Genomic DNA, 18,140 nt, shown 5'->3' on the forward strand with positions numbered 1-18,140 from the left:
GTTCCTTGGTTTCCGGTTTGCGACCCCTGTACGGTGTGCCACCCATTCGTGTCGCAACGGTGGATGGCATTCCTTAAATCAAACCAAGGAGATAAGGAAAATGACATGTCCCCCTTTTAAGCTCGTGCGCCACCTCGGCCAAATGGTTCAGGCTGCAAACTATCTCGGAGGATTCCGTGATGTTTGATCTTTCGCTTCTCATCGGTCTCCCCAAGCCCAACAGCATCGATACTTCAGTGCTTACCCCTGAAGATGCAGCGATTAAACTGCGGCAGGCTGCCACCCTCCGGCTTAACGGAGCCCAGAGTATTCTGCTTCATTTTCCGCAAGACGTTGAGCTGGCAGTAGAGCTGCTGGATGACGCCGCGGTGTTGTACGACAGGGCGTTCCGGAATCTGACTGGCATCCCAGCTCAAAGCGTCCATCAACAGATCCATGAATATGTCTCTGTCCCGTCAGTTGAAGGGGCTCCCGCGATCCAAACTCCTTGGGGCGATGAGTTCGCTCCGGTAATCAAGGAGGGCGTTCGTTGCGCAGAGACTTGGCTTGAGGGCTCATCATTACCGTTATGGTGGGCGCTGTCTCAGAACCGAAAGCGTCATCGTCCAGGTGACTATCAGGAAGCATTTGAGGCTGGCTTTCTGCTGCGGTTGCAGCAGACGCTGATCATACGACGTGAGGCAGTCACTTCCCAATCAACCAGCTTCGATGCCTGAGTTTGTAATTGACGTTTGAGACTTTGCTTTTCCCGCCAAACCCTCCGATCAAGCGATCTTTGATCGCGTCGATCGGAGGGTTCACTCGCTTTTTCTCGGAGCCGCCGCGTTCCACCCGTCATGCTCAAATTTAATTCATACCACGCCTACTTTCACGATCAGTAATTCCCCACGATTTCCATCGAGCGCAACTTTATTCAGTGCGTGTGTCCGAATCTTTTCGTTGGGCATGGATGTAGGTGTGGCGACAGCGGCGACGGCGGCGACAACCCACGTATAACGTGGTCTGGAGCATGGCGACAGAAGTGGCGACAGTCGCCACTTTCTCAGCACATTGGCTGTGACGCTTGACCTCCTTTTCGAGTGGGTATAAAAATTGGTGCACGGATCGCTGTCGTTGACAGCACCTGCCCAGGTTGCCAGAACCTTTAAGGCTACGCCCCTCGCGTGGTGGTTCTTCCCCAAGTGCGATTAGCGTCCGGCGGCTCGCACGGTCACTCCCCAAGAGTGATGGATGCCTACTCGACTGATCTGTCCACTACGGCAGACGATGGACCTACCTCGCTGCGCTGCAGCAACTTCACCTCTCTGCACACGTCGCTGCGCCAGATTGCGCCCGTCTCTTTCTCCTGGAAAGAGACGGGCGGTCGTACCGCTGCTGCAAGCCACGTCTTACAAGGCATTGCCGCAACTCTCCTCGTGACAATCGGCCTGACAAATCCGATTCGTCGCCATCCGCAACGACACAGGCACCGGTGCCGCAGCCCATGGAAGGGCTGTACCTGACTGACAGTCAGGCATGCCCCAGGTGTCCAGGTCGTTGCCTTCTCCCCCCCCAGGATCTCCAGGTGCCGAACTCGTCAGTCGGCACAGCCTCCACCCGCCCGCATCTTCGGATGCGTCTAAGGAGGTCAGATTCATGGGTTCATGCCCTCGCTCCCGGTCGTAAGGAGCCGTGCGTTCCGCGTCAGTGAACACCTCACAGGCCGCAGGGGCCTTGATCCCTGATAACACTCAACAGCCGTGGCGGGACTACGTGAGGACAACCAGCAATGACGAGGAGAGGGCCCATGCAGCAGTTAGATCCGAAGCTTGAACTACCACAACCACCTCGACCGCTGATTGAGTCGAATCCTGTGGCCCAGACTTATCCGGTGCAGGCACTGGGTGGGATTCTTGGGCCCGCGGTGCAGCGCATGGCCGAGGTCATCGGCGTACCCCAGGCGCTGGCCGCGCAATCGGTGTTGGCTGCTTCGGCGCTCGCTACCCAAGGTCATGCGGGCTTACAGCTGGACGGGCGCAGTTATCCGCTGTCGCTGTACCTGATCACGGTGGCAGCGTCCGGTGATCGCAAGACAGCGGCAGACCGATCCGTACTGCTGCCAGCGCGCCAATGGGAGCGTGAACAGTGGCAACACTATCGTGAGCAGCTCTTTCGGTACCGTGCCGCACAGCGACAAGCGCAGCGTATCAATCCTGCCGATCCCGCCCCCACAAACGGCGTACCGCTTGAAGCGGAGCCTTCGGCCCCTCGGCTGATCACCACAGACCCGACGATCGAGGCCTTGATCAAGGGACTCTGCCATGACTTGCCGAGCATGGGCCTGTTCTGTGACGAGGGGGGGCAATTCCTCGGTAGCAGCACCATGAGTCGAGATAACCGTTTGAAAGCGGTTACGACCTTGTCGTCACTCTGGGACGGCAGTCCGATAGATCGCGCGCGGTCTATGGCGGGTGAAAGCTTGCGAGCTTACGATCGACGCTTAAGCCTGCACCTGATGCTGCAACCGTATCTAGCCATGCAGTTACTCAGTGACCCATTGCTGCAGGGGCAAGGCATACTAGGGCGCTGCTTGATGACCTGGCCCACCAGTCTAGCCGGGCAACGTAGCTACCAGGCTATCGACTTGTCCAAAGATCCCGCCCTGAAGCGCTATTACCACCGTCTTTCGGCTCTTTTTCATCAGCCTTGGTCACTTGCCGCTGACGGTGCTTTGCGCCTCTCACCGCTGAACCTCAGTCCTTTGGCGCGCCGCCGTTGGATTGATCTGCATGACGCCATCGAGGCCCAGTTGGGAGAGTTTGGCGAGCTAGCCAATGTACGGCCCAGTGGATCAAAAGCTGCCGACAACCTGTTGCGCATCGCCGGTATTTTAGCCGTGGTGGAGGAGAGCAGTGTCGTTGAGGTCGACCATATTCAACGGGCCTCGACCTTGGTGGGCTACTACCTCACCGAAATTCAGCGCCTGACCGAGCAGGAGCCGGTGTGTCGGGTAAAGGAAGAGGCGGATCGGTTGCTGCGCTGGCTACAGTTCAAGGGTTGGAAGCGTTTCAGTGTTCGAGAGCTAAATCGCAACGGCCCCCGCTTTGCCCGTAAGAGCAGCCGTCATGCCACCAAGCTGTTGGTCGAGTTGATTGATCATCAATGGCTGATCACTGATGGCCAGAACTTCGAGGTGCGCCATGTTCAATCTTGATGAAGCACTGCGCAATCACCTGGCTCAACGCCAAAAAGAGCCCAAAGCGCGGTTTGTCGCCGCCAGTGTCGCCACTTTGTCGCCAGGCTCAAAGCCTGGCAGAACAAAGGTTGTCGCCGCTGTCGCCGAAGTCGCCACACTCCGTAAAACCATCACCGCGACAACGGCCATTATCCAATGGTTGAAAGAGGAGGGCGCGTATCTCTACGTCACCGACAACACGCTGTGCTTTCGCCCAACTGATTGGGGCCAGCTAGACGTCGTGAGTGCGAACTGGAGAGCCCTTTTGTATGAGCTTGCTGCAGCCGATCAGGAGCAGAAAAATGGCTCGGGTCGGTAAGCGAGCGGGGCGTAATTTCGGCTTCGGTCGCCAGCTCAGCTATGCCGGACCGCAAGCCCTGAAAGATCTATTTGGTGACGGCCATTTTGCGACCGTCAAAGCCCATAGCGATCGCTGGCAGGCATTCGTGCGTTGGTGTCGATCGGAGGAAGGTCCGATGCTCAATGATGCGCGACAGATTGATCGCGAGATCCTCATGCGGTACGCCGCCCACGTGCGTGAGCAGGTTGATCAGGGCAACGTCGGCATTGCCACCGCGCAGAACCGCCTGTCCAGCGTCAACCGAACGATTGCCGCGCTGCGCGGTGATCACTACGTCAAAATCCCAAGCCCGAGTAAGGCGCTGGGCCTGCAGCGGTCAAGCGCGCGTAATGAGGCACCGCAAGGCCAAGACCGTGTACAGGTCGAGCAGATCGCACAGAAGCTGTCAGAGCACGGCCAGCAGCGAGTAAGCGCAATTGTGCATCTGGCCCGGGAGACCGGTATGCGCCTGCGTGAAGCGATCCTGGCGGACCTGCCCCGACTGCAACGCGAGGCCCGTAAACTGGGCAAAATCAACATCCAGGACGGCACCAAGGGCGGCCGAGCAGGCGCATCCGCGCCGCGTTGGATTGCGGTCACGGATCAAGTTCGCGATGCTCTCTATAGAGCGAACGAGGCCTCACCCAAGGGCAGCCGCAATCTATTAGCGCTCGACGAAAGCTACAAGGTTTTCTTACAGACAGTAGTGCGTCCTGCGCGGGACATTCTGCATGAGCATGGATTGAAAGGCTTTCATGAACTGCGGGCTGCGTACGCCTGTGAGCGTTATGAGCAACTGACCGGTTTCCCTGCCCCCGTCAATGGCGGTCGTGGCCATCGAGAAGATCGAGAGCTTGATCGACGAGCCCGCCAGCAAATCAGCCATGAGTTGGGACATAGTCGCATCGATGTGGTGAATGCCTACATCGGTGGTCGGCGATGAGGTCCGAGTTCGATATGGCGTTGTTTCTGACTCCGGTGCTCAAAGGCGCGCATTCCACTCGGCAGCGGCACATCAGGCAGGCGGAAAAGATGCAAGAGGCGATTCGTGAGCGCTGGGGTTGCGCGACTCCTTGGTCCTGGAAGGAAAAGCACGTGAGATGGTTTTTGGAACACTCTCTGCGTTGTTCAGCGCCTGCGACCGTCTACTACTACGAGTTAACGGCAGAATTGATCCGTCGCAGAAAGGCGCAAATCGTGGCTGGCTGATAGATCATTTAAGCGTGAGTCCCTGAGTATGGGAATGCAGAGCCTTCCCATACTCAGGGACTTTGACTTAGGAGCGCAGGCTTGCGAGAAATCTGGTGATAGTCGTGAAGTCTGTCGCCATGCTGCACGACTCGGTTACAGGGTTTTTCGCCGGCACCACCAGTCCCTGGATGCTCAGCGTATCGGCACGACGTTGAGGTCTCTGGTGTGATTGATCGCGGCTGCCGACAGGCTGCCGGTGGCCGCCTTCTGGATATGTTCACTCCACCAGGCCATCATCGGACGCCGGCGTTCGATGTAATCTGCCCGGTTGTAGGCGCTTCGAACCTCGTCTTTATCGACATGCGCCAGCGCGACTTCGATCAGTTCCGGATCCCACCCATGCTCGTTTAGGATGGTGCTGGCCATTGAGCGCATGCCGTGGCTGACCAAGCGGTCCTGAAAGCCCATGCGCTTCAACGCCATGTTGGCAGTCTGGCTATTGGCGTGAGTACGTGGGTTTCGGTCTGCCGGGAAGACATACTCTCGATGACCGCTATGGGACTTGAGTATCTCCAGCAATGCCATGGCTTGATCGCTTAACGGGATGCTGTGAGGACGGCGCTTTTTCATCCGCTCCGGAGGGATGGTCCAGACACGTCTTTCAAAATCTATGTCTGCCCAGCGAGTGGTCGCTGCTTCTGCAGGGCGAGTCATGGTATGCAACTGCCATTCGATCAGGCAGCGGGTCGTGCGTTTGATACTGGCGTTTGCGAGTTCCAGCATGAGCTCGGGTAGCTCTTCGGGCGGGAGCGCAGCCATGTTTTCTTTCTTGGGTTTCTTGAATACCGCCCGGATGCCACTGAGTGGGTTGGCGAAGATCAGGCCGGAGTTTACGCCGTAGGTCATGATCTCGTTAAGCCGCTGACTAAGGCGCTTAACCGTCTCTAGGCTGCCTTTCGCTTCGATTGGACGAAGCAGCTCGATCACCATCGGCGCGGTGATTTTCGCGAGTGGCGTCGTCCTCAAATCGGGGAACACATGCAGCGTGAGCGACCGCCAAATATCCTCGGCGTAGGCCGGCGTGACCGAGTCTTTCTTAAGCTCGAACCAGGCAGTGGCTACGTTCTCGAAAGTGTGTTCCGTTTCTGCGCGCTTGGCCTCATTTAGCGTATCGCGCTGCACTTTCGGATCGATGCCTTGGGCGAGCAGCTCGCGGGCTTGCACTGCCATCTTTCGGGCGTTCGCCAGCGAAAGCTCTGGGTAGGTACCCAAGCCCATGTTAATTCGGTTTTTAGTCACCGGTTCACGGTAGTTGAAATTCCACAGCAGAGAGCCGTTGCTGCGTACTCGGAGTTGCAAACCGTCCCCGTCGGTGAGGACGTAGTCCTTGGACGCGGGTTTGACTCCCTTAAGCTGTCGATCGGAGAGACGTAGGGTTTGAGCAGGCATGAGATTTACCTCAGACACTGATTTGGTATTCCAGAGGTTACCACCGGATGGGCTGGAATACCGTTTGGAATACCAGAACTTCTGGAACTCCCAAAAGCTAGAGAGACATCAATAGCCGCTAAAGTCCTGTATTTACTGGGTTTCAGGCACAAAAAAAGACGTCCGTGGACGTCTTTAGATGATCAAGTGGTGGAGCCGGGGGGATTTGAACCCCCGTCCGCCAGTACTCTGCTGTCGGTACTACATGCTTAGCCGTTTCTATTAAGTTAACCCTCAGCGACCCGAAGGGCAGGGTGCTTTGGGCGAGTTGTGTAAGTTTTAGCCGCTTCGTCCACAACGTACTGCACGGCGATTCTGTTCTATATGACAATCACTTTGGGTTTACAGACATCCCCTGATGATTGCTGGACCCGAAGGTACCAGGAGGGAAGGGCTAAGGCTGCTTACGCAGCGAGAGCGTATTCCCCGTAGGTTTCGTCATTGGCAACTATAGAAAGTTGCAACAGTGGATTTACGAGTTCTGTTACCAACTCGGCATGCACCTAAAGGTTCGCAACCGGCGTCGAATCCTAAACGGCCCCGTGCTTGTTACTCGGTGTAATCGTGAGTGACAAGCCTGTGCAGTGTACGTCAAACGGTCACAGAAGGCCAACCCGAAAGGTGGGGCTTGAGCGGTTGGCGGGTTATGGGTTGCCGCCTTTGTCCAGGTTCTGCAAGTCTTGCAGGGCCTTGGTGGTGATTTCGATACACTTCTTTTCATCGCCGGACGCGTGGGCTGCCTTGGCTTGGGAGGCGGCAGTGTCGATTTCGCCGCGTTTGCCACTGGTGTCGGTGGCGAGCAGCGCCTTGCCGTTGTTGATCTTGTCCAGATTGATCTGACACAAGTCTGCTTCATTGCCTGCGGCAAATACGGGGGAAGTCAGCATCGCAGCGGTAACGAATACACCCGCCAGTACGGAACGCTTCATAGGTATCTCCTTGTGCAAAGAGGTCTCGATGCTGCGCGGTATGTGCGGGCAGCCGGCGAGGTCATTGATCGGCCCCGGTTGCCCGGGGCTTAAGCAAGTGACTACGCCAGTGCGCTGGGGTTCGTTTTTATTGCGCGGGCCTGGGTCACCCGGTCGACCAGGTAGACCAGGCCGTGGTAATCGATCCCTCCGTGCTGGGTCAGGCCGATCTCACAGGTGCGGCTGGTGGAGATGCCTTCGCTGCAGTACTGCACGGCGTCCTTGAGGGAGCGCAGGGAGTGGGCGTTGAGTTCCGGCGTAGTGAAGCCTTTGTCGCCGGCAAACCCGCAGCAGTGGATGCCTTCGGGGATGACCACATTGTTGCTGCAACGCCGGGCCAAGTCGATCAGGGCCTGGCTTTCGCCCAGATGCTGGGTGCTGCAGGTGACGTGCACGGCAATCGGCGCGTCCTGGGGTGTGAAGTCCAGGCGGTCCATCAGGTGGGTGCGGATAAAACGGACCGGGTCGTAGAGGTCCAGGCGTGTTTGCCCCAGGTCCTGGACCAGGCGCAGGGTACAGGGGCTGGTGTCGCAGTAGATCGGGTCGAGGCCGCCACGGCTGGCGTGGAGCAGGGCGCCGATCAGTTCCTGGCGTTTGTGCTCGGCCTGTTCGGCGTAGCCTTTGGAGGCAAAGGGCTGGCCGCAGCACAGGCTGTCGGGGTTGTCCGGAATGACTACCTGGTAGCCGGCTTTTTCCAGCAGGCCGCGGGTTTTGTCGTACAGCGACATTTGCTCTTTGTCGCCGGCTGCCGGGCCCATTGCCCGCGAGACACAGGCCGCGAGGTAGACCACCCGCGGGCGTTCATCGGTGACGGCAGGGCTGAAGCGGATGGCTTTTTCTGGCTGTGGCATAGCGCTGGTCCACTGCGGGATTTGTCCCTTGGACAGCTTGGTCACGGAGGCTGAGAGTTTCGCCAGGCGGGGAGCGCCGAGCAGCATGCGTGCGCCGTTGGCCACATGCAGGGTGAAACGGGCACCTTGCAGCGCAGTGGAGAAATGGCTGGCCAGCCACTCGGCAGTTTTCGTACTGCCTGCTTCGCGGCTGCGCAGTTTTTTCACCAGGTCGCCGGTATTGATGCCTACCGGGCAGCGCTGGGCGCACAAGCCGGTGGCGGCACAGGTGTCGATGCCTTGATAGTAATACGCCGCTTCCAATTCGGTGGTGTCGATGCCGGCGCGTTTGCGTGCCTGGATATCGCGCCAGATCACAATGCGCTGGCGCGGGCTCAGGGTCAGGCCCTTGGAGGGGCACACCGGCTCGCAGAAACCGCACTCGATGCACTTATCCACAATCTCATCGGCGGCCGGCAGGGGCTTGAGGTTTTTAAGGTGAATTTGCGGGTCTTCGCTGAGCACCACGTCCGGGTTGAGAATGCCGTTGGGGTCGAGCAGGCGCTTGAGTTGCCACATCAATTGATAGGCATCGCTGCCCCATTCCAGTTCGACGAAGGGCGCCATATTGCGCCCGGTGCCGTGCTCGGCTTTCAGCGAACCGCCGAACTCCACGGCCACCAGTTGCGCCACGTCATCCATGAACGCCTGGTAGCGTGTGACTTCTTCCGCGCTGTTGAAGCCTTGGGTGAACACAAAGTGCAGATTGCCTTCCAGGGCATGTCCGAAAAGGATGGCTTCGTCGTAGTGATGTTTGTCGAACAACTCGATCAAGCGATTCACGCCAATGGCCAGTTGCTCTACCGGGAAGGTCACGTCTTCGATGATCACCGTGGTGCCGGTTTTGCGTACGGCGCCGACGGCGGGGAAGGTGTTCTTGCGGATGGCCCACAGGCGCGCGTTTTCCACGGGGTCTTCGGTGAAGTCGACTTGCTGCTCGACCGGGAACTCGGCCAGCGAGGCCATGATCAGCGCCAGTTGCTCATGCAGCAGTGTGGACGAGGCTGCGCGGGATTCGATCAAGAGTGCGCAGGCACCTTCCGATAGCTGTTGTACGAACGCGGGCATCCCGGGTTTGTCTTGCACCGAGCGCATGCTGCGCCGGTCCAGTAACTCGACCGCCGACACGGGCTGGGTTTTCAGCACGGTCACGGCGTTGCAGCAGGTTTCTACATCGGGGAATACGATCAGGGCCGATGCCTTGTTCGGGTGATCGATCACCGTGTCGTAGGTCACGGCGCTGATAAAGCCCAGGGTGCCTTCGGAACCCACGAGCAAATGGCTGAGGATGTCCAGTGGCTCGTCGAAGTCCACCAGGGCGTTGAGTGACAGGCCGGTGGTGTTTTTCAGACGGTATTTATGGCGAATTTTTGCAGCCAATTCAGAATTGGCCCGAGTCTCGCGGCCCAGGGTGGCCAAGCGCTCAAGTAACTGGCTATGTTGCTCGCGGAACGCGGCGACGCTGGCGGCATCCTCGGTGTCGAGACGGCTGCCGTCGGCCAGCACCAGGCGAATCCCGGCCAGGGTGTGGTAGGTGTTCTGGGCGGTGCCGCAGCACATGCCGCTGGCATTGTTGGCGACGATTCCGCCGATCTTGCAGGCATTGATCGACGCCGGATCCGGGCCGATCTTGCGCCCGAACGGCGCGAGCCAGGCGTTGGCCTGGGCCCCGATCACCCCGGGTTGCAGGCGGATTTGCGTACCTTGGCCACGAATCTCGCGCCCGTTCCAGTTATCGCCGAGCACGATCAGTACCGAATCGCTGATGGCCTGGCCGGAAAGGCTGGTGCCGGCGGCACGAAAGGTCACTGGCACGCGGTCGCGTTGTGCCAGTTGCAGCAGTTCGACCACCTCATCTTCCGATTCGACGCGGACCACCAGTTGTGGGATTAGTCGGTAAAAACTGGCATCGGTGCCGAAAGCCAGGGTGGAAAGAGGGTCGTCAAAGCGTCGATCTTTCGGGATCAGTCGTGCGACAGCATCAAGGAACGCGACGGGCAGACTCATGGGGCCTCCAGGGTCAGCAGCACCCAGTCTGGGGAGCCTTGGCGCCAGGGGCCAGCAGACTGGGTTGTGAATAGCTGACGCCGCACGGTGGCTGCGGCGTCGGTTCTTACGGTATTGCCTGTGGTCTTAGTGCACCAGCATGCCGGTGAACCAGTACGCCTGGGCGTAGGTGATCAGGCCGACAATCGTGGCGAAAAACAGGCTGTGCTTGAGGGTAAAGCGGAACAGGTCGGATTCCTTGCCCACCAGGCCGGTCGCGGCGCAGGCCACGGCGATCGATTGTGGAGAGATCATCTTGCCGGTTACGCCGCCACTGGTGTTCGCCGCTACCAGCAAGGTGTCGCTGACGCCGATCTGGTGGGCGGTGGTGGCTTGCAGGGAGCTGAACAGGGCGTTGGACGAGGTATCGGAACCGGTGAGGAACACGCCCAGCCAGCCAAGGAACGGCGAGAAGAACGGGAATGCCGCGCCGGTGCCGGCCAAGACCAGGGCCATGGTCGAAGACATGCCGGAGTAGTTGGTCACGAATGCGAACGCCAACACCATGCCGATGGACAGGATCGGCCAGCGCAGCTCGTAGAAAGTCTCTTTCAAAGTGGTCAGACCAGTTTTGAAATTGATTTTCAGCACCAGCATGGAGATCAGTGCCGAGAAGAAAATCGCCGTGCCGGTGGCGGAAATCGGGTCCAGCTTGAATACGGCTGGAATGGCCGTCGGGTTGGTGACGATGGGTGCAACCTTGACCACCATCTGGTCCAGGTGCGGAATCGCAAAGTTGAACACCCAGCTGTACATCGACCCGCCGGCGGCGAACATCGCCTTGAACGGCTTGAGGGTCCAGATGGTGACCAGTACGGTGAGGATCAGGAACGGCGACCAGGCTTTGAAAATTTCCATCAGGCTGTAAGGCGAAGCCACAGATGTGCGCGGTTGGCCGAAACCGCCGACGCTGCCAGTGATCGAAACGCTGGAGGTGGCGCCAGCAATCTGTGCGCCCGCAGTGCGCTTGGGCTGCCAGACTTTCAGGAACAGGGTCAGGGAGATCAGGCTGGCCAGGGCCGAGGTGATGTCAGGCAGTTCCGGGCCAATAAAGTTGGAGGTGAAGTACTGGGTGATGGCAAAGCTCAAACCGGCCACCAGTGCGGCGGGCCAGGTTTCCTTGACGCCGCGTATACCGTCCATCATGAACACCAGCCAGAACGGCACGAACAGCGACAGCAGCGGCAACTGGCGGCCAGTCATGGCGCCGATCTTGAATGCATCGATGCCGGTGACCTGGCCGGCCACGATGATCGGGATCCCCAGGGCGCCGAACGCCACTGGCGCGGTATTGGCAATCAGGCACAGGCCGGCGGCGTACAGTGGGTTGAAGCCCAGGCCGACCAGCAGCGCGGCAGTAATCGCCACGGGTGCACCGAAACCGGCAGCACCTTCCAGGAATGCGCCGAAGCAGAAGCCGATCAGCAGCACTTGCAGGCGCTGGTCATCGGTAATCGACAGCACCGAGCTGCGGATCACTTCAAACTGGCCACTCTTGACCGTCAGTTTGTAGAGGAATACCGCGGCGACGATGATCCAGGCGATTGGCCACAAGCCGTAGGCAAAGCCGTAGCCGGCAGCGGCGAATGCCATATCGACCGGCATCTGGAAGGCAAAGATCGCCACCAGGATCGACAGCGCCAGGGTGATGCTCCCGGCAACATGACCTTTAAGGCGAAACACCGCCAGGGCCAGGAAGAAAAAGACGATGGGAATAACGGCGGCCAGTGCGGACAGGCCAAGGCTGCCGAGTGGGCTGTAAAGCTGTTGCCAGGTTTGCATATGGGGTGGCCCCTAATTGTTGTTGGTCATGCATAGTTAGCTGATTTGGATAATTGGTAATACCAATTTACAATCGCTGTTGGCTAGGTTAAGAGCCTTCGGGGTGGTGTGTCAATTTGCCGCCTGAGAAACTTTGGTCGCATAGCGCTGGGCGTGGGGTCTGATCGGTGTAATCAAAGGGGTTCTGATAGGTGCCGATGGCGCGCCAATAGGCCAGAATAGAGGGCCCGGCGAGTGGCCGGGATCGTGGAGAGTCAGTTATGGCGTTTGATCAGGTGCGTCAGCGCCGTTTGTCCGACGATATTGTCGAGCAGCTTGAGGGGATGATCCTTGAGGGCACGTTGAAGTCGGGCGAGCGATTGCCAGCCGAGCGCGCACTGGCTGAACAGTTCGGTGTATCGCGCCCATCTTTGCGTGAGGCGATCCAGAAACTGGCGGCCAAGGGCTTGCTGGTCAGTCGTCAGGGCGGCGGCAATTATGTGGTGGAGACGCTGGGTTCAACCTTCAGTGATCCGTTGCTGCATCTGCTGGAAAACAACCCTGAAGCCCAGCGTGATCTGCTGGAGTTTCGCCAGACGCTGGAAGCGTCTTGTGCTTATTACGCTGCGTTGCGCGCCACGGAGGTGGACCGCGAACGGCTGACTGCTGCCTTTGATGCGCTGCAGGATTGTTACACGCGTGATGATGAGGTGAGCCGTATTGAAGAAGGTGCGGCCGATGCCCGGTTTCACTTGGCTATCGCCGAGGCCAGCCATAACGCGGTATTGCTGCACACCATTCGCGGCTTGTTTGATTTGCTCAAGCGTAACGTGGTGACCAATATCGGCGGCATGTACCAGCAGCGTACCGAAACCCGGGACATGCTGATCAGCCAGCATCGGGATCTGTACCTGGCGATTATCGAAGGGCGGGCAGAGCAGGCGCGCGAGGTTTCAACACGTCACCTGCTGTATGTGCAGGAAGTGTTGGAAGAGGTGCGTCAGGAAGTGCAGCGCATGGCCCGGGCGGAGCGCCGCAAGGGGATGTAGCCGGGCATTGCGGCGCAGGGAGCAGGCTCCCTGGCCTCACGGGCCGCATCAAGGGCGGGGAAGATCAGTCTTCCTTGCCCTTGTTGCGCACGGCACGCTGCAATTCCCGATTGGAGTCGCGCTCGCGCTCGGTATCACGCTTGTCGTATTCCTTCTTGCCCTTGCCCAGTGCGATCTCGCATTTGACCAGGTGCTTGCTCCAGTACCACGACAGGCAGACGCAGGCGTAGCCCTTCTGCTGTACGGCAGCGGCGAGCTTTTCCAGTTCGCGGGCATTGAGCAGCAGCTTGCGCGTACGCACCGGATCGGCAATTACGTGGGTGCTGGCGGTCATCAACGGCGTGATATGACTGCCGAGCAGCCAGGCCTCGCCATCCTTGAGCAGCACGTAACTGTCGACCAGTTGCAACTTGCTGGCACGCAGACTTTTTACTTCCCAGCCGGCCAGGACCAGACCAGCCTCGAACCGATGTTCGATGAAGTAATCGTGTCGCGCCTTTTTGTTCTGCGCGATGGTCCCTGTTGGGTGTTTCTTTTGTTTAGCCATAGGGGCGGCATTATAGGCAGTTGCGAGCGTGTCGGCTACGGTCAACCTGTGTGCTTGAGCGTGTTGGATGAATCCCGGACAATACCGTCAGTTTTCTGGTTTTTTTCTCTCGCGAATCGGCCTGTCTTTTCGCGATGTTTGCCGCTCAGCTTCGGAAATAACGCTCCCATGACGACGCATATTCAACGCTCGGCCCTGCTGCCTTACCCGGCGCAAGCGCTCTATGACCTGGTCAACGACGTGGCGAGCTACCCGGATTTCCTGCCCTGGTGCTCTTCATCCACGGTGCTGGAGAGCAGCGATGAGCATATGCGTGCGAGTCTTGAGGTGTCCAAGGGGGGGCTTGGCCAGAAGTTTGTGACGAGCAATGTCCTGGTCCCTGGGCGGTCGATCGAGATGAATCTGGAAGAAGGGCCGTTCACTCAACTGCACGGTGTCTGGGTCTTCAAGCCGTTGGGGGAGAAGGCGTGCAAGATCAGCCTGGACCTGACGTTTGATTATGCCGGTTCCATTGTGCGGGCGACCTTGGGGCCGCTGTTCAATCAGGCCGCGAATACCCTGGTGGATGCGTTTTGCCAGCGGGCCAAGCAACTGCATGGCTGAGTCACTGATCGAGATTGAGGTGGTTTACGCCGCGGTAGACCGTCAACGGTTGTTGAGCCTGGCGGTTGCGCCGGGTACGAGCCTGAGGGCTGCGGTGCTGGCTTCAGGCATTGCGGCGCAGTTTCCCGATGTGGATATCGCCCGTTGCCCATTGGGGATTTTCGGCAGCGTCGTGGCGGATGCTGAAACCCGTAGCGTGCAGGTCGGCGATCGCATCGAAATTTATCGGCCCTTGTTGGCGGATCCCAAAGAGGTGAGGCGCCTGCGAGCGGCAAAAGCAGCCGGAGCTCGGCGGCAACTCCCCTAGCCTGTGAAATAGCAGGCAACAAAAAGCCCGGCATGCCGGGCTTTTTGTAGAACGATGAAAATTATTGCGGGCTTGTATCCAGGGGTTCTGGCGTCGGCACCGGAACGGTTTCCACACTGTCGATGTCTTTCTGGATCGTGTCCAGCAAGGAGCCTGGCTTGGCCGGCACCTCGGACTTGGGCTTTTCAGCATTCTGCGCTGGCGCAGTGACGCTGGTCCCGCTGTCCTTGCCCAGCAGGGCTTCATCGCGGCTTACGCCAGGCATGAAGTCACCGGAAAGGCTGACGAGCTGGTCGTTGCCATTGAAGATGACACTGACGCGCTCCTGTTGGCGTTCCCCGCCTCCAGGCTGCAGGCTATAGAGATAATCCCAGCGATCGGCATGGAATGTGTCGGTCAGCAGGGGATTGCCCATGATAAACCGTACTTGCCGTCGGGTCATTCCCGGGCGTAACTGGTCTATCATGTCCTGCGTGACGACATTGCCCTGCTGGATGTCGATTTTGTAAACCCCGGGGAATGAACAACCGGCGAGTGCGAGCAGTCCCACAAGGGTGAAACTGGTTAGCAAGAGCTTGGTGTTTTGCATCGGTGGGCGACTTCCACTATCTTGGCTGGGACAACGTAAACGCCGATCATACCCGTATTAAGAGAAGCTGCGAAGCAGCATCCGCGAGAAAGCTAACCATGGTTGAAAATAGCGAACTACGCAAAGCCGGTCTTAAAGTGACTCTGCCACGAGTCAAGATTCTACAAATGCTCGATTCCGCCGAGCAGCGCCACATGAGTGCCGAGGATGTCTACAAGGCGCTGATGGAGTCTAACGAGGACGTCGGCCTGGCCACGGTTTACCGTGTACTGACCCAGTTTGAAGCCGCAGGGCTGGTGGTTCGTCATAATTTCGACGGCGGTCATGCGGTTTTCGAGCTGGCTGACGGTGGTCATCACGACCACATGGTTGATCTGGATACCAATGAGGTTATCGAGTTCACCAGTCCTGCAATCGAGAAGCTCCAGCATGAGATCGCTGAGGAGCATGGATTCGATTTGGTGGACCACAATCTGGTTCTGTACATACGTAAGAAAAAGTAAGAAAGCTACGCAGATTCGTTCTGCGAAACGATCGAAGGCGACCCTAGGGTCGCCTTCGTGCTTTCTGCCGATGGAAAAAACGGGGTGGAAAGGGCTCAGGCCTTCGCCGTCACCACCATTTTTTTCGCGTGGGCCAGGGACTCTTTGGTCAGGTCGATGCCGCCGAGCATGCGTGCGACTTCTTCCACCCGCTCGGTCTTGTTCAGCTTGGACACGGCTGTACGCGTCGCGTCGCTGCCCCGTACCTTATGTACAAACAGATGTTGGTGCCCCTGTGCTGCCACCTGTGGCAAGTGGGTAACGGTCAGTACTTGCCCGCGCTCACCCAGGCGGCGCAACAATTGGCCGACAATTTCTGCGGTCGGCCCGCCGATCCCCACGTCCACTTCGTCGAATACCAGGGTCGGTACGCGGGAGGTCTGGGCGGTAATGACCTGGATTGCCAGGCTGATCCGTGACAGTTCGCCACCAGACGCCACTTTGGCCAGTGCCTTGAGAGGTTGGCCGGGGTTGGCGCTCACTAGCAGTTCGACCTGCTCCAGGCCGTTGGGCTGCAGTTCATTGCCGCTATTGGCGTGCAACTCGATGGTGAAGCGCCCGCCCGGCATGCCCAGGCGTTGGATTTCCTGCTCCACGGCGCAAGCCAGCCCGGTTGCAGCTTGGTGCCGCAGGTCGCTCAGTTCCCGGGCCTTTTCCTGGTAATGCCGGGCAAAAGAGGCGAGTTCGTCGCCCAGGCGTTCGATGGATTCATCATTGGCATTCAGGGTTTCGATCTCGTCCAGCAGCTTTTGCTGCATGGCCGCCACTTCGGTTGGCTGGATCCGATGTTTGCGCGCCAGGGTATAAATAGTGTCGAGACGTTCTTCGATCTCTTGCAGGCGTGCCGGGTCGGCATCGAAGTGGTCAAGGAAGCGGTTCAGTTCGCCCACGGCCTCTTCTACCTGGATTTGCGCACTGGTCAGCAGGGTGGTGGCTTCACTCAGTGACCCCGAGCCGCTGTTCACGCTCGACAGGCGGTTAAGGCTGGCCGTCAGCGCATTCAGCACATTGCCGGAGTCACTTTCGCTGCATTGCTCGACCACCTGGCGACAGATGCCCAGCAGGGTTTCGGCATTGGTCAGGTTCTTGTGCTCCTGCTCCAGCTGTTCCAGCTCGGTTTCGCCCAGGCCCAGGCTTTCCAGTTCTTCCAACTGATAGCTGAGGAGTTGGTGGCGAGCGCGCTGTTCATCGCCGGAATTGGACAGGCGCTCCAGCTCCTGGCGGGTCTGGCGCCAGCGCTGTGCAGCCAATTGCACCTGGCGCGCCAGGTCGGTGGCACCGGCGTATTCATCCAGGAGGCGGCGGTGGGTGTCGGTTTTCAGCAGGGATTGATGTTCGTGCTGGCTGTGGATGTCGATCAGCAGCTCGCCAAGGGCTTTCAGGTCGCCGAGGGGGCAGGGCGTGCCATTGATATAGCCCCGGGAGCGACCTTCGGCAGTGATTACGCGGCGCAGGATGCACGGGCCGTCGTTATCCAGGTCGCGCTCGGCGAGCCAGGCGCTGGCTTCCGGGATATCTGCCAGGTCAAAGGTCGCCAGGATATCGGCCTTGTCTGCACCGGGGCGAACCACGCCGCTGTCGGCGCGATCACCCAGGGTCAGGCCCAGGGCGTCGAGCATGATCGACTTGCCGGCGCCGGTTTCGCCTGTGATTACGCTCATCCCGCGATCCAGTTCAAGATCCAGGTGCTCGACAATGGCGTAGTTATGTACGGACAGGTGAACCAGCATGACGGCTGCTCCCAGGCTTTAGGTCTGGTTATTTATACAGTGTTTTGTTTGGCGCTGACAATCCTGTGACTTAGCTCAATTTGCTTGGATAACGGCTTTTTTTAGTGCGATGGGGAATGTGCGGGAAAGTGTGAGTCGAGGTATGTCGGCCCTTGAACCTGGAAATTGTGGCCCCATATACCGGAACAGAAGCGCGAGTTGAGTTCGCGCAGGATTTCGAAAGGAGAAAATTATGGCTGACGAACAGACGCTGGATACGCAAAACCCAGACGCCAACCAGGCCTCGCAGGCAGCGGGTGAAGACCTGGCGGCTCGTGTGCAGGTGCTCGAAGAGCAACTGGCAGGCGCTCAGGATCAGGCTTTGCGTGTTGCTGCCGATCTGCAGAACGTCCGCCGCCGCGCCGAGCAGGATGTAGAAAAGGCCCACAAGTTTGCGCTGGAGAAGTTTGCCGGTGATCTGTTGCCGATCATCGACAGCCTGGAACGCGGCCTGGAGCTGTCCAGCCCGGACGACGAAAACATCCGTGCCATGCGCGAAGGGATCGAGCTGACCCTGAAAATGTTCCAGGACACCCTCAAGCGTTATCAGCTGGAAGCCATCGATCCACAAGGCGGCGAGCCGTTCAACGCGGAGCATCACCAGGCCATGGCCATGCAGGAAAATGCTGACCTTGAGCCCAATAGCGTGTTGAAAGTGTTCCAGAAGGGCTACCAGCTCAACGGTCGCCTGTTGCGCCCGGCGATGGTGGTGGTGAGCAAGGCTCCCGCACCGGTTTCGCCGTCGATTGACGAGCAGGCTTGAAATCGTTCGTAACGACCCCATTTATAAGTCAAGCGTTTAAGTGCTACCGCAGTTAGCCACCACTGCTGCGGCA

17 protein-coding genes and 1 other RNA gene are annotated in these 18,140 nt (G+C 58.7%); 10 read left to right on the forward strand and 8 right to left on the reverse strand.

Annotation, left to right across the window (positions count from 1 at the left end):
- The first annotated feature begins 179 nt into the window (after positions 1–179).
- The 5 genes from AO268_RS17600 to AO268_RS33235 all read left to right on the forward strand — a co-directional run bounded on the left by AO268_RS17600 (position 180) and on the right by AO268_RS33235 (position 4,763).
- A complete protein-coding gene (locus AO268_RS17600; protein WP_099169403.1) occupies positions 180–716 on the forward strand; it encodes a LasR-specific antiactivator QslA in 537 nt (178 codons plus the stop codon).
- Between the two features lie 1,070 nt (positions 717–1,786).
- Positions 1,787–3,193 (forward strand): YfjI family protein, encoded by a 1,407-nt coding sequence (locus AO268_RS17605; protein WP_099169404.1) that lies wholly within the window; start codon positions 1,787–1,789, stop codon positions 3,191–3,193.
- Entirely contained in the window at positions 3,180–3,533 is a 354-nt protein-coding gene (locus tag AO268_RS17610; RefSeq protein ID WP_099169405.1) for a hypothetical protein, read from the forward strand. Before AO268_RS17605 ends, AO268_RS17610 begins: the two co-directional genes overlap by 14 nt.
- The gene (locus AO268_RS17615) at positions 3,517–4,497 is read left to right on the forward strand and encodes an integrase domain-containing protein (RefSeq protein ID WP_099169406.1); all 981 of its coding nucleotides are present in this window, start codon (positions 3,517–3,519) and stop codon (positions 4,495–4,497) included. Before AO268_RS17610 ends, AO268_RS17615 begins: the two co-directional genes overlap by 17 nt.
- A complete protein-coding gene (locus AO268_RS33235; RefSeq protein ID WP_054896120.1) occupies positions 4,494–4,763 on the forward strand; it encodes a hypothetical protein in 270 nt (89 codons plus the stop codon). The genes AO268_RS17615 and AO268_RS33235 overlap by 4 nt, the downstream gene beginning before the upstream one ends.
- A 174-nt stretch (positions 4,764–4,937) precedes the next feature.
- Here the strand turns inward: AO268_RS33235 and AO268_RS17625 are convergent, their stop codons facing one another.
- The 5 genes from AO268_RS17625 to AO268_RS17645 all read right to left on the reverse strand — a co-directional run bounded on the left by AO268_RS17625 (position 4,938) and on the right by AO268_RS17645 (position 11,919).
- Positions 4,938–6,194, reverse strand: a complete 1,257-nt coding sequence (locus AO268_RS17625) for an integrase domain-containing protein (RefSeq protein ID WP_099169407.1) — start codon at positions 6,192–6,194, stop codon at positions 4,938–4,940.
- Positions 6,195–6,381: 187 nt separating this feature from the next.
- Positions 6,382–6,775: a transfer-messenger RNA gene (gene ssrA, locus AO268_RS17630) on the reverse strand.
- A gap of 102 nt (positions 6,776–6,877) precedes the next feature.
- Positions 6,878–7,162, reverse strand: coding sequence for a hypothetical protein (locus AO268_RS17635; protein ID WP_099169408.1), 285 nt, complete (start codon positions 7,160–7,162; stop codon positions 6,878–6,880).
- Positions 7,163–7,263: 101 nt separating this feature from the next.
- The gene (locus tag AO268_RS17640) at positions 7,264–10,098 is read right to left on the reverse strand and encodes an FAD-binding and (Fe-S)-binding domain-containing protein (protein ID WP_099169409.1); all 2,835 of its coding nucleotides are present in this window, start codon (positions 10,096–10,098) and stop codon (positions 7,264–7,266) included.
- A 126-nt stretch (positions 10,099–10,224) separates the two neighbouring features.
- The gene (locus AO268_RS17645) at positions 10,225–11,919 is read right to left on the reverse strand and encodes a lactate permease LctP family transporter (RefSeq protein WP_099169410.1); all 1,695 of its coding nucleotides are present in this window, start codon (positions 11,917–11,919) and stop codon (positions 10,225–10,227) included.
- A 260-nt stretch (positions 11,920–12,179) separates the two neighbouring features.
- Here AO268_RS17645 and AO268_RS17650 point away from each other — a divergent pair, with 260 nt between their 5' ends.
- Complete coding sequence (locus AO268_RS17650) at positions 12,180–12,947, forward strand: FCD domain-containing protein (RefSeq protein ID WP_076962733.1); 768 nt, start codon at positions 12,180–12,182, stop codon at positions 12,945–12,947.
- Between the two features lie 64 nt (positions 12,948–13,011).
- On the opposite strand, the gene smpB is transcribed toward AO268_RS17650, so the two are convergent.
- A complete protein-coding gene (smpB, locus tag AO268_RS17655; RefSeq protein WP_029299012.1) occupies positions 13,012–13,494 on the reverse strand; it encodes an SsrA-binding protein SmpB in 483 nt (160 codons plus the stop codon).
- A 168-nt stretch (positions 13,495–13,662) separates the two neighbouring features.
- On the opposite strand from smpB, the gene AO268_RS17660 reads away from it, so the two are divergent.
- Both AO268_RS17660 and AO268_RS17665 read left to right on the forward strand, forming a co-directional pair.
- Positions 13,663–14,097 carry a type II toxin-antitoxin system RatA family toxin gene (locus AO268_RS17660; RefSeq protein WP_032862891.1) on the forward strand — a complete coding sequence of 145 codons (435 nt, stop codon included), beginning with the start codon at positions 13,663–13,665 and terminating at the stop codon, positions 14,095–14,097.
- On the forward strand, positions 14,090–14,404 hold the full coding sequence (locus tag AO268_RS17665; protein WP_176561389.1) for an RnfH family protein: 315 nt from the start codon (positions 14,090–14,092) through the stop codon (positions 14,402–14,404). The genes AO268_RS17660 and AO268_RS17665 overlap by 8 nt, the downstream gene beginning before the upstream one ends.
- Positions 14,405–14,465: 61 nt before the next feature.
- On the opposite strand, the gene AO268_RS17670 is transcribed toward AO268_RS17665, so the two are convergent.
- On the reverse strand, positions 14,466–14,993 hold the full coding sequence (locus tag AO268_RS17670) for an outer membrane protein assembly factor BamE (RefSeq protein ID WP_076962734.1): 528 nt from the start codon (positions 14,991–14,993) through the stop codon (positions 14,466–14,468).
- Between the two features lie 98 nt (positions 14,994–15,091).
- Here AO268_RS17670 and fur point away from each other — a divergent pair, with 98 nt between their 5' ends.
- On the forward strand, positions 15,092–15,496 hold the full coding sequence (gene fur, locus AO268_RS17675) for a ferric iron uptake transcriptional regulator (protein WP_010562662.1): 405 nt from the start codon (positions 15,092–15,094) through the stop codon (positions 15,494–15,496).
- A gap of 95 nt (positions 15,497–15,591) precedes the next feature.
- Here fur and recN read toward each other — a convergent pair whose 3' ends face one another.
- The gene (gene recN / locus AO268_RS17680; protein ID WP_099169411.1) at positions 15,592–17,265 is read right to left on the reverse strand and encodes a DNA repair protein RecN; all 1,674 of its coding nucleotides are present in this window, start codon (positions 17,263–17,265) and stop codon (positions 15,592–15,594) included.
- 232 nt (positions 17,266–17,497) lie between these two features.
- On the opposite strand from recN, the gene grpE reads away from it, so the two are divergent.
- Positions 17,498–18,067: a nucleotide exchange factor GrpE gene (gene grpE, locus AO268_RS17685; protein ID WP_038445951.1), complete on the forward strand. Its 570-nt coding sequence runs from the start codon at positions 17,498–17,500 to the stop codon at positions 18,065–18,067.
- The last annotated feature ends 73 nt before the right edge of the window (positions 18,068–18,140 follow it).

This window comes from Pseudomonas sp. ICMP 8385 (assembly GCF_002699915.1).
In the GTDB taxonomy this organism is placed as follows: Bacteria; Pseudomonadota; Gammaproteobacteria; order Pseudomonadales; family Pseudomonadaceae; genus Aquipseudomonas; species Aquipseudomonas gessardii.